Origin of the sequence: Kordiimonas pumila, assembly GCF_015240255.1 — a bacterium.
In the GTDB taxonomy this organism is placed as follows: Bacteria; Pseudomonadota; Alphaproteobacteria; order Sphingomonadales; family Kordiimonadaceae; genus Kordiimonas; species Kordiimonas pumila.
Window position 1 is genome coordinate 1,359,880 of sequence record NZ_CP061205.1, and the last position, 14,022, is coordinate 1,373,901.

10 protein-coding genes are annotated in these 14,022 nt (G+C 49.7%); 6 read left to right on the plus strand and 4 right to left on the minus strand.

The features are described from left to right. The first annotated feature begins 1 nt into the window (after window position 1). From ICL80_RS05860 to ICL80_RS05875, 4 genes are read left to right on the plus strand one after another with little or no spacing between them, the layout of a single operon-like run. On the plus strand, window positions 2-1,162 hold the full coding sequence (locus ICL80_RS05860; RefSeq protein ID WP_194215163.1) for a Wzz/FepE/Etk N-terminal domain-containing protein: 1,161 nt from the start codon (window positions 2-4) through the stop codon (window positions 1,160-1,162). Beyond that, entirely contained in the window at window positions 1,155-2,798 is a 1,644-nt protein-coding gene (locus ICL80_RS05865; RefSeq protein ID WP_194215164.1) for a polysaccharide biosynthesis/export family protein, read from the plus strand. Before ICL80_RS05860 ends, ICL80_RS05865 begins: the two co-directional genes overlap by 8 nt. A 17-nt stretch (window positions 2,799-2,815) precedes the next feature. Further along, complete coding sequence (locus tag ICL80_RS05870) at window positions 2,816-3,796, plus strand: glycosyltransferase family 2 protein (protein ID WP_194215165.1); 981 nt, start codon at window positions 2,816-2,818, stop codon at window positions 3,794-3,796. A 22-nt stretch (window positions 3,797-3,818) separates the two neighbouring features. Further along, on the plus strand, window positions 3,819-4,982 hold the full coding sequence (locus tag ICL80_RS05875) for a hypothetical protein (protein ID WP_194215166.1): 1,164 nt from the start codon (window positions 3,819-3,821) through the stop codon (window positions 4,980-4,982). On the opposite strand, the gene ICL80_RS05880 is transcribed toward ICL80_RS05875, so the two are convergent. From ICL80_RS05880 to galE, 4 genes are all read right to left on the minus strand, one after another. After that, window positions 4,979-5,560, minus strand: coding sequence for a hypothetical protein (locus tag ICL80_RS05880; protein WP_194215167.1), 582 nt, complete (start codon window positions 5,558-5,560; stop codon window positions 4,979-4,981). The two genes, ICL80_RS05875 and ICL80_RS05880, sit on opposite strands and share 4 nt — an antisense overlap. Beyond that, window positions 5,557-7,407, minus strand: coding sequence for a hypothetical protein (locus tag ICL80_RS05885; protein ID WP_194215168.1), 1,851 nt, complete (start codon window positions 7,405-7,407; stop codon window positions 5,557-5,559). The genes ICL80_RS05880 and ICL80_RS05885 overlap by 4 nt, the downstream gene beginning before the upstream one ends. Next, window positions 7,404-8,531 carry a glycosyltransferase gene (locus ICL80_RS05890; protein ID WP_194215169.1) on the minus strand — a complete coding sequence of 376 codons (1,128 nt, stop codon included), beginning with the start codon at window positions 8,529-8,531 and terminating at the stop codon, window positions 7,404-7,406. Before ICL80_RS05890 ends, ICL80_RS05885 begins: the two co-directional genes overlap by 4 nt. A gap of 97 nt (window positions 8,532-8,628) precedes the next feature. Beyond that, window positions 8,629-9,618, minus strand: coding sequence for a UDP-glucose 4-epimerase GalE (galE, locus tag ICL80_RS05895; RefSeq protein ID WP_194215170.1), 990 nt, complete (start codon window positions 9,616-9,618; stop codon window positions 8,629-8,631). A 173-nt stretch (window positions 9,619-9,791) separates the two neighbouring features. Here galE and ICL80_RS05900 point away from each other — a divergent pair, with 173 nt between their 5' ends. Together ICL80_RS05900 and ICL80_RS05905 are read left to right on the plus strand one after the other, a co-directional pair. Continuing rightward, window positions 9,792-11,018 carry a glycosyltransferase gene (locus ICL80_RS05900; protein ID WP_194215171.1) on the plus strand — a complete coding sequence of 409 codons (1,227 nt, stop codon included), beginning with the start codon at window positions 9,792-9,794 and terminating at the stop codon, window positions 11,016-11,018. Window positions 11,019-11,252: 234 nt separating this feature from the next. Further along, window positions 11,253-13,844, plus strand: a complete 2,592-nt coding sequence (locus ICL80_RS05905; RefSeq protein WP_194215172.1) for a beta strand repeat-containing protein — start codon at window positions 11,253-11,255, stop codon at window positions 13,842-13,844. The last annotated feature ends 178 nt before the right edge of the window (window positions 13,845-14,022 follow it).

Sequence of the window (14,022 nt, forward strand, 5' to 3'; positions counted from 1 at the left end):
TATGGATAAAATACTGTCAAAACTTCGGCATGCTGTAGCCAGGGGCCAGTCGGGCGGCCCTGCTATTCGTGATGTCAGAACATCGAGTGTGCGGTTTAAATCATATCGCTGGGTTCTGTTTATTGTGGCACTTGCTGCGGTTTACTATGCACTTATCGCATCAGACAGATATGTGACCGAGGCACGGATATATGTAAAATCCAGCAATGCATCATCCTCTGTCATGCCGCAGTTGCAGATGTTGACTGGCGCACAGGGCGATTCACAGGATGCTGTCATGATAAATGCCTTTTTCCAGTCCAGAGACTTGATGGAACTGATGGAAAAAGAGGTTAGTTTCAGCGACCATTTTTCCCATTCGGGCGCCGATTTTTTATCTCGTTTAAAAGACGGCGCTAATGCGGAAGACCGTTTAGAATATTTCAAAAAGCGGCTTTCTGCATCTGTTAGCCCGGATAGTGGTTTGATCGTGGTACGCGGTCAAGGCTTTACGCCTGAGTTTTCTCATAAATTTGTAGAGGCTGTAATCCGTGCAGGTGAAGCCTTTATCAATAGCACCGGGCAAAAAATTGCGACCGAAGAAATTGCTTTTGTCGAAAAAGAACTCAACCGGTCACGTGATGCCCTTGCCAGAGCCAGGGACAAGCTACTTTCTTTTCAAAATGACAATGGCCTTCTGAATGCCGAGGCAACAGGGGCCTCGATGCAGAAGGTTGTCAGTGAAATGGAGGCAGAGCTTGTACGTTTGCACACGGAAGAAAAAGCCCTATCAAGTTACCTAAACAGTGGCGCTGCCGAGCTTGTGACCTTACGTAGCCGGATCGAAGCTATTGAAAACCAGTTGAAGCAGGAACGCCAAAAGCTGGCGAGCACTGATGAAACCTCGATAAACGAGGTGAATGCAACCTATCAGGAACTGGAAATGGAACTGAAGTTTGCAACCGACCTGTACCAAACAAGTTTGGTAGCGCTTGAGAAAGCCCGGGTTGAAAGCTATCACAAATTGAAACACGTCGTTGTTGTGCAGTCCCCTGCCATACCAGACAGTGCAGAATACCCACGCAAACTATATGACCTGATAACATTGTTTGTTACCCTGTCACTTGCTTACGGCGTTGTAATGATGATATTTGCCACCATTCGGGAGCACCGCGATGTGTAAACTTAGACAAGCGTTTCTCGCATTTTGTATGCTGGCAAGCGGCATAGTGTTCGCAGGCAGCATAAGCGCACAAAATTTCCCTGTTCAACAGGAAGCAACGGCGGTTCCTGCGGAAGCGCTTGAGACAACGGAAAATAAAAAGGTATTTGGGGACTGGATTTTTGGCGGCGAGTTTGCGAACCAGTCATTTGCCGGGTTTAACCCGGATTATGAAATTTCTATTGGCGACAATATTGGCCTTAAACTGTGGGGCGGGTTTGATTTTACAGGCAGCCTGACAGTTGACCAACAAGGCAATATTTTTGTGCCTAAAGTTGGCCCTGTTCGGGTGCTCGGCGTAAAAAATAATGACGTGAATGGCTTCATCACAGAAGCGATCAAACAAACATTCCGCAAGAATGTGAATGTATACGCAAGCTTAGGCGGTGCTGAACCAGTAAAAGTGTTTGTAACGGGCTTTGTTAATCAGCCCGGTTTGTTTGCGGGCCACGCGTCTGATTCTGTTTTATATTTTCTGGATCAGGCAGGCGGTATTGACCCCGATCGTGGGTCTTTTCTGGATATAAGAGTACTGCGTAACGGCACTGAATATCGCAGTGTAAACCTGTATAGTTTTATCCTGTCGGGCACACTGCCTGTGTTTCAGCTCGCTGACGGTGACACCATTGTTGTCAGCCCGGTAAACTCTCAGGCCGGGGTTTTTGGCGAGGTTAAAAACCCCGCCCTTTTCGAGTTTAAGGGTGCCTCTGAAAAAGCCAGCACGCTTCTGGGGCTGGCACGCCCATCGGCGCAGGCCACGCACATAAGAATAAGCCGTAATAACCGGGCCAAAACCGAAGTGGAATATATGCCGATAGCAAGCGCTGAAAACGCGATTGTTTACCGCGGTGATGTGCTTGAGGTTATGTCAGATAAAAACAAAGGCACTATCAGTGTTCGGATTGAAGGCGAGCATGAAGGGGCACAAGAGTTTGTTCTGCCGTACGGCGCTAGCCTTGGTGACCTTTTATCGCAGGTGAAGTTTGGCAAGTATGCGCAGCCAGAGGCCATTCAGCTTATGCGTAAAAGTGTGAAAGAACGGCAAAAAGAAACGCTGGAAGCACAGCTACGCGCCCTTGAAAACAGTGTCCTGACCGCACGGTCAAACACCGTTGGGGAAGCAGAACTGCGCGAACGCGAAGCAGGCCTTATTTTGCAGTGGGTAGAACGTGCCCGCAAGGTTGAACCACGTGGTATGGTTTCGCTTGCAGGGGCAGAATCGCGTAACGACATTCTGCTGGAGCCGGGCGATGTGATCCGTATTCCGCGTATCAGTAACCTTGTGATGATACACGGCGATGTTTTGTTCCCAAGCGCGATGGCGTTTCAGGGTAATAGCACGGTTGAGGACTATATTGATCAGGCCGGTGGCTTTACCCAGAATAGCCGCAATTCAAATGTGTTGCTGCTGCACAGGGATGGCACCTTTAGAAAAGTTTCACGCGGCGAGCTAGATAGTAAGCGCTTGCTTGTTGTGGCAGGGGACGAAATTTTTGTTCTGCCTCGCGTGGCGACCAAAAATGTTCAGATCGCATCTGACATCATTAATATCTTTTACCAGTTGGCCCTGTCTGCAGGTGTCGTGATCGGGATCTAACCGGGAAGGATTGCCGCGTGTATAGAAAACTGCGCAAACTACGGCGCGATCCGATCGGCTATTGCCTTGATTCAAAGCACGGTATGCTTCGTGCTTTGGGTGGCAGCCTCTATAGGGCGCAGACCGCAAGGTTTGATGCTGTAGGCCGCGCAAATGCTGACCGCAAAATTACGGTTATCATGACAGCTTACAATACCGGCACGTTGGTAGAGGCCGCTGTACAATCGGTTTTAGCACAAAGCCATCGTGCTTTTGAGCTTATGATTATTGATGATGCCAGCACAGATAACACCCTTGATGTTTTAAAAAAGCTGGCAGCAACAGATAGCCGGATCAGGGTTTTTCATTCGCCTGTTAATCATGGAACATACTGGTCAAAAAACTGGTGTTTATCAAAAGCGGAAAGTGAATTTGTTGCATTTCATGATAGCGATGACACATCACACCCGCTTCGTTTGCAGCGCCAGCTTGGTGCCATTATTTCCAAAAAAGCGGTTGGTGTAACGTGCCGCTGGCAGCGGGTCGACGAGCAAGGAAACTGTCTGGTTATTGACGGCCTGAAAGAACGCACGGCAGCCATTAGCCTGATGATCAGGCGACATGATGTTGTGAGTAAAATTGGTTATTTTGACAGTGTACGCATATCGGCCGATACCGAGTTTATCAGGCGGATCCACAAGGTGTTTGGCGTGGCGCGTTTGTTTCCCATGCGGCAGGTTTGCTATATAGGGTTACTGCGCGACGAATCGCTTACGCGGGGGCAAAACGGCGGGTTTAATTGGACCGTAGAGGGCTTGTCTTATGTGCGCGAGCTTTCTGGCGACAGGAAAGACTATCATGATACATTTCTGTTGTGGCAGGAAGACCAGTTGGCAAAAGGCTTGCCGCTTATGATGGAGTTTCCGCTTGCAACGCGTAAGTTTCCGGCACCTGAAAAAATATGTCGTTCGTGCAATGATACAGAAACCGGTACAGTTCAGGAAATTGATGCCGCTTAAACAGGCAAAAAGGCTGAGATGAATGCCTAACAAAAATAACATACAGCAACAGAAAAGGGCAGAAAGCCTGTTGATCAGCGAGCTGGAAAGCTGGGGCCTTTTCAATGCTTTTGCGATGCTGAAGAATACTGATTTACTAGTAACAGACCCGGATATAAAGCAGGCTTTGCTGGCGGGCAGCCACTCAGGGCAGGCGATTCTTTCCAGCCCAGACAGCTTTAGGCATGAAATATCCGGCACCGTGAAGCGTGTGTTTTTCTTTTGCCGTAGCAGAGAACATGCCTTGAAGCGGGAAACTGCGGCGGTATGGCCTAAACTTAAGGTGTATTCTGTAACCTATGATTTGGCGGTTGCGGGGTTTCATCCAGAAAACGGTTTTTGCTATCCTTCTGAAGCCCCGGCAAAACACAAGAAAGAGCCAATCGTTTTATTCTCGCTTAAAGGCGGTGACGGGGGTTACCTGATTCGCCTGATGCGTAATGCAAGAATGCCATTGCCGGTGTGTAAGCTAGACCGGAGGCTTGCCACATGGGCATTGTCGCAGCGTGATTTTCAGCTATCCCGCTTACTGATAGAGTTTCAGCGCTATGCAGCGGAAAAAAGGTTTTTCCTGCATGTTGAAAGCGATGTGCTTGCCATGTTTTATGATGCAAACGAGTCTTTTACGGCGCGCGCTCAAAAGCTGCTGTTGGAATCAGAAGCAAAAATACTATATCTCACCCGCCGTGATAAATGCCTGCAGGTGGCACTGGCAACGGCATTGCCGCCTGAGTACAGCTGCCTTTGGGATATGCTTCGAAAAGATGTTCGCTTGTTGGCGGCTACCGATATTAGCATTTCAAAAGCCATGGCAGATATTCAACACCTTGTACTGGAAGAGGCTATTATCGAAGCTGTGGTCTCAAACGAGCTCACGGGCCGTATGATAACAGTTGAAGAACTGGCAGAATCACCGCACGAAGTTATGCAAAGTCTCGCTCAGTTTCTCGGTGTTCGGGTGCCGGGAAACAAGCTTGAAATACCTGATTTTTATGGTCGCTACAAAGATGTAAAAGGGCTTCATGATATTGCTGCTAAAATTAAAGGCTATATCATAACGCAGCTAGGCCTTGTGAAGAACAAGGATGGATCGTTTGAAAACCCGATTGATAGCCTTACCCGGAAAGCTAGTGGTACTGTGGATTAACAGTTTACCCTTACTTCACTGACAGCGAGGCTGAAAAAGGCATCAACCCCTTCAGCGAGGCGGGCCAGTGCAGGGGCCTCTAGCCGCAGGATATAGTAAGGGCGGGGTGCCATTTTGGGCAAGGTCCCTGTCATGTACCAACGATTAAAGCCCCGACGTGTCAGGCTAAAACGAACGGGCATATCATCAAGCCATAGGGTCGTTTCTTTTAAAAAACGTCGCTTGGTAAAGCCACAGCCAAAGATGCTGAAAGGCAATTCTGCTTCGAGATTAAGCGGTAGCATGAGCGTGCCAACCCTGCCCATCCAGCGAAAACTGGTGCCATCGCGTCTTTGGCCAAGGGATGACCAGCCAGCACCAATAAATTTATCTGTATCAGCCACCATAAGGCTCGCAGTTGGGCGGGTAGGTAAATCGGAAAAATCTGTTGGCGTGAGGCAGGCCATTTCTGCGTCAAAACGGTCACGCTGAACGGTAAGCAGGGTATCAATATAATCAAGGGCTGCTTTTGGAAAACGGTCATCTCGCGCCTTGAACGGCACGACATTTTCTGTTGCGCGTGTATCGTTTTTTTTCATAGGCCGACCATCACAGATTCATACCGGACTTGCAAGGGGGTGATGGCAAGAATTTGCTGTAGCCCGGAAAGCGGCAAGGGGGCATATGTTTCGGGGTCAAGCGCCTGTATGCCAAAGCGCAGCAAGGCTGCTTGATCTGTGACAAGCCGGGCTTGTGCTGTATGTGTGACAATCTCTGTCGTGCTTTTACTGGTGATAAGCAGCGCGCAAGCGGCTGCCTTTGGCAGTGATAGGGTAAACTGGCCGCTTACACCGGGCATGAGCAGGCATTCAATTCTGTTTTCGGGCACCATAAGGTGCCAAAAACAACCAGCTTCTTCTATATAGCCACTGGTTTCTTTGTGTCGTTTACGCGCTTGGTATCGCGGGAATTGTAGCGATAGTTTCACTTCGCCCACGGGGTCTGCGGGAAAGCTGTTGTCCAGTGCGCAGCCAAAGCTAATAGCAGGCAGGGCCACTTTAAGACGGCTTTTTATATCAGGCCAATCATAGGCTTCTCTTGTTGAAGACAAGGGCGATGTATTGGATTTCACCAGCGGTGTTTCATAGCCAAGGCGCGGTAAAACAAGGCAGGCTGGTTTGCCTGTTGCCTCTTCCAGCGCTACAGCAAGCTCAGGGGTGGCAAAGGCAGGGCTTTTTGCAGCATCAATGCCGGGGTATAGCTGCTTAATAACGCTGCGCGGTGGTACTGTACCGATAAGAGCTGCTGGCCCGGTAACGCTGATACTGACGGCCGAGGTGCTAACAGTCGGGCTACTGGCGGCTGGTTGGTTTAGAACAGGCTCTATTATTTGTTTCGCTATAGTAACGACATCAAGCACCAGTGGTTTTTTAGGGGCTGTTAAAAGCTGTTTGGTCGCTTTCTTGTGGAGACTGTCTATTAGGCTCTGTTCCGCATAAGCCTTGCTGCCTTCTTTTAACCATCCACCCAGCGGGCTTGCTATGATGGCACCTATTGCTGATGCCAAAGAATGATGTGTGAGGTTGCCTGTCAGGTTAAGGCGGCTGTTTGCGGGCATGTGGGCTGCCCACCTGCCTGCGGCAATGATAGCCTTACCGGCGCGGAGAGCAGCAGTTAGGGCCGGGGGCGCTTGTGTTCCTTGTGCGGCAATCACGACGATGTCTGCCGTGCTTACAAGGTGCGCTACCTCTATTTCAGTGCCGGTAAGGGCGATATGCTGTACAGTAAGCCCAAGCAGATTCAGGTCTTGCACCGCAGTTGCTGTTGCGGTGGGCGCACCAAAAGAGATAACCCGTTTTGCGGTGTCTGTTACCGTGTGGTTTTTCTGTGAAAGTGGGGTGGGTAATACTGTGCTACCCATGAAGGGGAATGGTAGATCCAGTACATGAGAAGATATATTGTCAAGCGCCGGGATGTCGTTTTGTATAACCTCTGATTCACGGCCAAAACGGGTAAGGGCTGCCCCCATGATGGTACCTGCTTTGCCCAGGCGGCTTTCAAGCCAGCCCGTATAATTATCTGGCCATTCCGGCAGTGTTTCCATATAGGCGCGCAGTAAACCATGCATGCTTTCATTTGGCACCAGCACTGTGCCGGGGAAACGCTTAAGCAGTTTCAGGGTAAAAATGCCTTGATAGCTGTCATCAAGTACATAAAGCCGGGGTGTGTTTTGAAAGGCTGCTTGCTGGCTACCAAGCTCACGCTCGCGCAGCACCGGTATATCGTTTGGTATCCCGGTTGGCGGCGGTGCGTGGTCGCTGATCACAAGGGTGACATCTGCAAGTTTATGATAGTGCAGATAGAAAGCAGTTTGCACCGTCAGGGCTGTTGCTGGTCCTGTTAAAGGCGGTAATACACCAAAAACCAGAAGGCTGGGGCGGCTCATGCGGTCTCCCCTTTTACGGGGAAAAGCGCATCAAGTGTGGCTTGCTGCTCTTTTTGGTATGCGGTAAAAACATCTTGGCCGTCCAGCGCAAGCGCCGCTAGCTTTTCGCGGTTTTGTGCCAGATCCAGCAAGCCTTCGCAGAGGCTGGCGATTGTATCGTGATTGTGGTGTTCGGCGCTGGTTTTTATGCCTGCCATAGCATCTTTGGTTGCAATCAGCGCTTTGCCGTATGCAAGCGCCTCAACCGACTTTATCTTTAACCCCGTTCCGCCAAGGTTAGGGTTCAGAATAATATCCATGTCTTGATAAAAAGCTTCCGGGCTTTCTACAAAACCGTGTTTGGTAAATGGCATGTTTTGGGCTGGGGCACTGGTGCTAACGGCGCCAGCCAGTTCAATCTCTACATGCTCTAATATATCAGGTCTGATAGATATTTCCTGCCACAGGGCTTCGAGCGCAAACTGGTTTATGGGGTTGTTGCTTGCCAGATACCCGGCTTTCAGCTTTGGGCCTGTTGCTGTGCGTGCGGGTAGAAAACTGCTGGGCATATAGTGCCCGACCACAGCTACACTGCGTTCGCTCATGCTGCGAAAAACTTCGGCTTCTTGCGATTGAATGGCAAGCACCGTATCTGCCCGCCTTAAAGCCTTGGTTTCCTCGCGCACCGAGGTTGAGTACCAGCTTGCTTCCAGACCATCATTTTTCAGGCTTTTATGCCGGTCAGCAAACATATCATGTGTATCAAGATATTTGGGAATACCAGCGGGGACATCTTCCAGCCAGCGGCTGAACCAAACATAATTTGCGAGGCAGATATCAATTTTCCAGATGTTTAAAATACGTTTCGCTATTTCACCCACTTCAGGCACGTACCAGTCATCTATCAGGTGGTGGTGGCGACGCGACTTTTTCTTAAAAGCAGGGTTGTGGGGCACAATATAAACATGCTCCCAAGTGCGGCGCATGGCCAGTTCCTGTTCTTCTGTTAGTCCTTCAAGCCCGCCGTATATAAAGTGGATTTCATAGCCGCGTTTTTGCAGTGTTCGGCACAGGGTGTAAACACGGGCGCGGTTGCCGTGATTTTGCGGGTGCGATGGAATAGGGGATGTAACAAGAATCTGCATAATGTCCCAGTGGTGCAATCATAGCTGTGCGCGATTTCAGGTGAAGATAGGCACCGGCGCGCTTAAAGGCAAAAGATTTTGCGTGGCATGCCTTGCCCTAACGGTCTTTCAGGAAATTCCATGCGTGGGCTACCATGTCATCAAGGCTTGGATACAGAGGTTCCCAGCCAAGGTGTTTCCGGGCCTTTGAACTGTCTGCGACCAGCACAGCCGGGTCGCCCGCACGGCGGCCTTCTTCCACAACGGCAAAGTCAGTGCCTGTAACCCGCTTCGCTGATTCGATTACCGCCCGAACAGAAAAGCCATTGCCGGTCCCAAGGTTAAAAGCATCGTAAAAGCCTTTTGTGCTGCCAAGTGCAAGCAGGTGTTCAAGTGCTTTTACATGGGCAGATGCCAAGTCGCATACATGGATATAATCGCGTATACATGTGCCGTCTGGTGTGCCGTAATCTGTGCCAAACACTTTTATGCTCGAGCGCTTGCCGCTTGCTGCCTGCAAAACAAGCGGAATAAGATGTGTTTCAGGGTCGTGCAGTTCGCCTGTTTTGCCCTCTGGGTCAGAGCCTGCGGCGTTAAAGTACCTGAGGGCAATGGCATCAAGCGCGCCGGTTGCGGCGGTATCACGCAGCATACATTCAACCGCCCATTTGCTTTCGCCGTATGGGTTGATCGGCTTTTTAGGCAGGTCTTCACTAAGGGTGGCAACAGTTTCCTGCTGGCCGTATACAGCGGCGGTGGAGGAAAAAACTATCGGCCTGATGCCGTGCTCGGTCATGGCTTCCAGCAAACAAAGTGTGCCGCCGGTGTTGTTGCTGTAAAACGCAAGCGGGTTCACCACACTTTCCCCGGCTTCGATAAAAGCCGCAAAATGAATCACTGCATCGATTTTATGCTGGGTGAATATTTCATCAAGAAGTGCTCTGTTTTGAATATCACCTTCAATAAACAGGCTATTTTCAGGAATGCTGCTTTTATGACCATTTGATAAGTTATCGAGTATGATGGATTCAAAGCCGCTTGTCTGCAGCGCCCTGACTGTATGGGAGCCAATAAAACCAGCGCCGCCCGGTATCAGAACAGTTGTCATAAATCCATTGCCCGATCAATTGTATTTGGTTCAGATGGCAGACATAAAGCCTTGGTAATTTCTGTCAAGCTTATGTGCAGATATTGCTGCTTGGTGCAGCAAGTCATTGCACTTGACCGAATTTTTCGCTAACTGCGTGCTTAAGCATTTTATAAGAGTAGTAGGGGGCATGGATGCAGATCCTGTTTGTTCATAATAATTTTCCGGGCCAATATAAGCGTATTTCCGAGTATTTGAAGGATAAGCCCGGATTTAGAATGACGGCCGCTACTCTTGAGGGGAACAAGCAGCCTTCCAAGCTGATCAAGGCGCGTTACAAGCCGCACCGGGAAGCAACCAAAGGGGTTCACCCTGCGCTGGTGTCAAGCGAACGCGCTGTTCTTATGGGGCATGCCGCCTATTCAGGGCTGTTGCCACTAAAGCAAAAAGGCTTCAAGCCTGATATTATATTGTCGCATTCTGGCTGGGGGGCATCGCTGTTTTTAAAAGACCTGTTTCCAGACGCAAAACTGCTAACCTATTTTGAATGGTATTATCACTGCCACGGTAGCGACGGCGAATTTTTCCGCAGTGAACCATACGGCCCCAACGAAGAATTACGCCTTCGTATGAAAAATACGCCGATTCTGCATGATTTGGCAGCGATGGACTGGGGCCAAAGCCCAACACAGTTCCAGCATGGTAAACTGCCGGCCATTTTTAAAAAGAATGTCTCTGTGCTGCATGACGGTGTGGATATTGACTTCTTCTCGCCAGCAGAAGGGGCCAAAATCAAGGTGAAAGATGGTAAAGTGCTAACAGCGAATGACGAGGTTATAACCTATGTTGCGCGCGGAATGGAAGATTACCGTGGCTTCCCGCAGTTTATGGAGGCTGTATCTGTTTTACAGAAGCAGCGGCCAAACCTGCATGTGGTGATTCTCGGCAGTGACAGGGTGGCTTATGGCTCTGCCCGGCCTGACGGCAAAAGCTTTAAAACATGGGCGCTAGAGACTTTCGAGTTCGACCACAGCCGCCTGCATTTCATGGGCCTGCAACCTCTGGCATATATGCGGGACATGCTGCGCCTTACGTCAGCGCATATTTATCTTACAGCGCCGTTTGTGCTTTCCTGGTCCCTGATGGAGGCCATGAGTACAGGTGCGCTGATTGTTGGCTCAGACACAGAACCGCTGCACGAAGTTGTGACACACGGTGAAAATGGCCTTCTGGTGCCTTTCTTTGAGGTTGATAAACTTGTCAGTCAAGTAAATCAGGTGCTGGACACTAAAAATGATTACAATGATCTGCGCACAAAGGCGCGACAAACGATTGTTGAGGCCTATTCAACGCATGATTTGCTGCCAAAATATAAAGAGTTGATCGAAACTGTTGCAAATGGGTCACACATAACGACCTGAACTCCATTTTTTTATGGGGCAGGTAAACTGTACTATTGAAATGACACTGCAAGAGTGATGTTGTTGCGAAGAAAGTAGTTGAGGTGTTTGATTTGCCTTGACTATTGAGACACTGACGATAATTATGCTGTTGACATTAATAGTGTTCTCCCATTAGAGAGAGTGCTATGGGGGCTTTCAGACTATCTAGTTCGTGCCTCAATAAATATTAGGTTGCTTTTCAGGAGGATAACTATGGCAACGTTTTTCGGTTCAAGTTTAAATGATACCATCCAAGGCACGATCGACGCTGATCTGCTGGATGGTGGTCCAGGCGGGGTAGATGTCCTTTCTGGTGGTGACGGTAATGATACTATCCGTGGTGGTGGTGCTGGTACGCGTGTTGAAGGTGGTGACGGCGACGACACAATCACTGGTCCAGTAGGTGCTGGTGCCACATTGGTCGCTGATGATGCTGCCGGAGCATCAACGCTTCTTGGCGGCGCAGGTAATGATACTATCACCGGTTCTGTTGGTCAGGATACTATTGACGGCGGCGCTAATGACGACGACATCAGCGGCGGCAACGGCGACGATTCGCTTGTTGGTGGTGCAGGTGATGATGTCCTGAATGGCGGCGAAGGTAACGACGACATCGATGGCGGCCTTGGTAATGATAGCATCAATGGCGGTAACGGCGATGATGTGCTTGCTGGCGGTAACGGCGACGACACTATCGCTGGTGGTGCTGGTAACGATGACATTAATGGCGACGGTATTGCTAATAACGGTACAGCGGACGTTGCAGTCTTCTCTGGCGACATTGATACAACTCAAGCAGATCTTTCTGCATCTGTTACAACAACAGCTGGTGGTACAGACACTCTGTCTTTTATTGAGATCATCTCTGCTGACAACGTAACAATTACACTGAACTCAGGTACAGGATTTGATTTCACATCAGGTTATGCTGATACAATGCCAAACGGTGACGGCGATAGTGCTGCAAGTTCTGCAACGCATCCGATCGACCTTTCTGGTGATCTTCACCAGTTTGACGGCGTGGTTACAGTAACATCAGACACTGGCGGTGCTGGTATCGCGGACGACGAATATACAATCACATCTATTGGTGGCACTGCGGTTACAGCTACTTCTACAACTGTTACACTTGCTGACGGCTCTGTTGTTACAATCAACGATCTTCAAGTTGCTGACGGTACAACGAACATTACGTTGAACCCATCTGCTTCATACGATCTGACATCTGAAGACGACACTGTTGAGTTTGATGTTGTTCTCGAAGATTCTAACGGCGACGAGCTTACTATTACAGTTACTGTAACTGTAAGTGAAGACGGCGAGCTGTATGCGCAGGCTACTGGTTCAAAACTTACTGGCGATGACGGCGCCGATACGCTGCATGGTGCAGCAGGCGCTGATACACTGATCGGTGCTAATGGTGATGATTCACTCATCGGCGGCGCTGGCAACGACCAACTGCTCGGCGGTAACAACAATGATACGCTCCTCGGTGGTGCTGGTAACGACTACGGTAACGGCGGTAACGGTGATGATATCGTTGACGGCGGTAACGGCGACGACACATTCTACGCTGGCTCTGATGATACTGGTGACGATGCTCTTCGTGGTGGCCTCGGTGCTGACCTTCTTGCTGGTGGTGCTGGTAACGACACTATCGTTGGTGGCGGTTCAACAACCGCTAGCCTTTGGGTTGCTGCAGATAGCACAGCAGCGCTCGGTTCTGGTGCTGACACTCTCTACGGCGGTGCTGGTAACGATGCTATCGTGCTTGGCAACTGGGATACAACAGGTAACGACGTTGTAGAATTCGGTGACGCAGCTAGTGCAACTGACGTTCTGGATGCTGGCAGTGTTGCTTGGGCAGGCGATGGCAACGATACTGTTGTTGGTGGTGGCGGTAACGACACTATCGGTGGCGGTTCTGGTAACGATTCTATCGAAGGCGGTAACGGCGACGATCTTATCTACGGCGGTGCTAACGGTGACGATTACATCGAAGGTAGTTCAGGCAATGATACAGTCTTCGGCGGCGCTGGTGAGGATGAAGTCTACGGCGGCAACGACGATGATGTCCTGTTCGGTGGTACTGGCGATGACTATGTTAGCGGCGGCAACGGCGATGATGAAATCTACGGCGGTGCTGACGATGGTGAAGATGAAATCGACGGTGGCAACGGTGATGATGAAATCTACGGCGGTGCTGGCAACGATGATATCGACGGCGACGACGGTGACGATGTTATCTTTGGTCAAGACGGTGAAGATGACATCGACGGTGGTGCTGGTAACGATGACATCGACGGCGGTGCTGGTAATGATGATCTCTTAGGCAGTGCTGGTGATGATACTATCGCTGGCGGTGATGGAAATGATACTATCGACGGCGGTACTGGTAATGATGATGTTGACGGCGGTGATGGTAACGACACAATTACTAATGCTGGTGGCAATGACGATCTTTCTGGCGGTGCTGGTAACGACACAATTACTGGTAGTGGTGATGACACGATCAATGGTGGTGCCGGTAATGACTCGCTTGTAGCTGGTGGCGGCGATGAAGTGTTTGTCTTTGAAACAGGTACTGGCGATGACGTGATTAACGGCTTCTCTATTGGTGATGACGTACTTGACCTAAGGGCAATTGCTGGTTCCATTGATACTTATGCCGAGCTGTCGGCTGTAACTACTGAGAGTGATGGTAATATTATTATCGTAATCGGTGATGATAGTATTCAGCTTCTTGGTGTTACGCTCTCTAATCTACAACTTGCGTTTAACGCTGGTGATGTTCTGCTTAACTAAGCTGAGTTATTATCTAAAGAATACGGAAAGGGAGGCTTTTGCCTCCCTTTTTCTTTGTCTGCGTTTTAATGCCGCAGGAAAAACAGCAGGAACAGCGTAGCAAATACGGTAAGGCAGGGTTTATGTCGACTACGGTGTTTTAGGATGTGTATGAATGTGTATGAAGGCCCATGTTTGT

Bases quoted from the DNA above. Each gene is read 5' to 3' on its own strand.
- ICL80_RS05905 (WP_194215172.1), top strand. From the start codon at position 11,253: ATGGCAACGTTTTTCGGTTCAAGTTTAAATGATACCATCCAAGGCACG.
- ICL80_RS05900 (WP_194215171.1), top strand. From the start codon at position 9,792: ATGCAGATCCTGTTTGTTCATAATAATTTTCCGGGCCAATATAAGCGT.
- ICL80_RS05865 (WP_194215164.1), top strand. From the start codon at position 1,155: ATGTGTAAACTTAGACAAGCGTTTCTCGCATTTTGTATGCTGGCAAGC.
- ICL80_RS05880 (WP_194215167.1), bottom strand. From the start codon at position 5,560: ATGAAAAAAAACGATACACGCGCAACAGAAAATGTCGTGCCGTTCAAG.
- ICL80_RS05860 (WP_194215163.1), top strand. From the start codon at position 2: ATGGATAAAATACTGTCAAAACTTCGGCATGCTGTAGCCAGGGGCCAG.
- ICL80_RS05875 (WP_194215166.1), top strand. From the start codon at position 3,819: ATGCCTAACAAAAATAACATACAGCAACAGAAAAGGGCAGAAAGCCTG.
- ICL80_RS05890 (WP_194215169.1), bottom strand. From the start codon at position 8,531: ATGCAGATTCTTGTTACATCCCCTATTCCATCGCACCCGCAAAATCAC.
- ICL80_RS05885 (WP_194215168.1), bottom strand. From the start codon at position 7,407: ATGAGCCGCCCCAGCCTTCTGGTTTTTGGTGTATTACCGCCTTTAACA.
- galE (WP_194215170.1), bottom strand. From the start codon at position 9,618: ATGACAACTGTTCTGATACCGGGCGGCGCTGGTTTTATTGGCTCCCAT.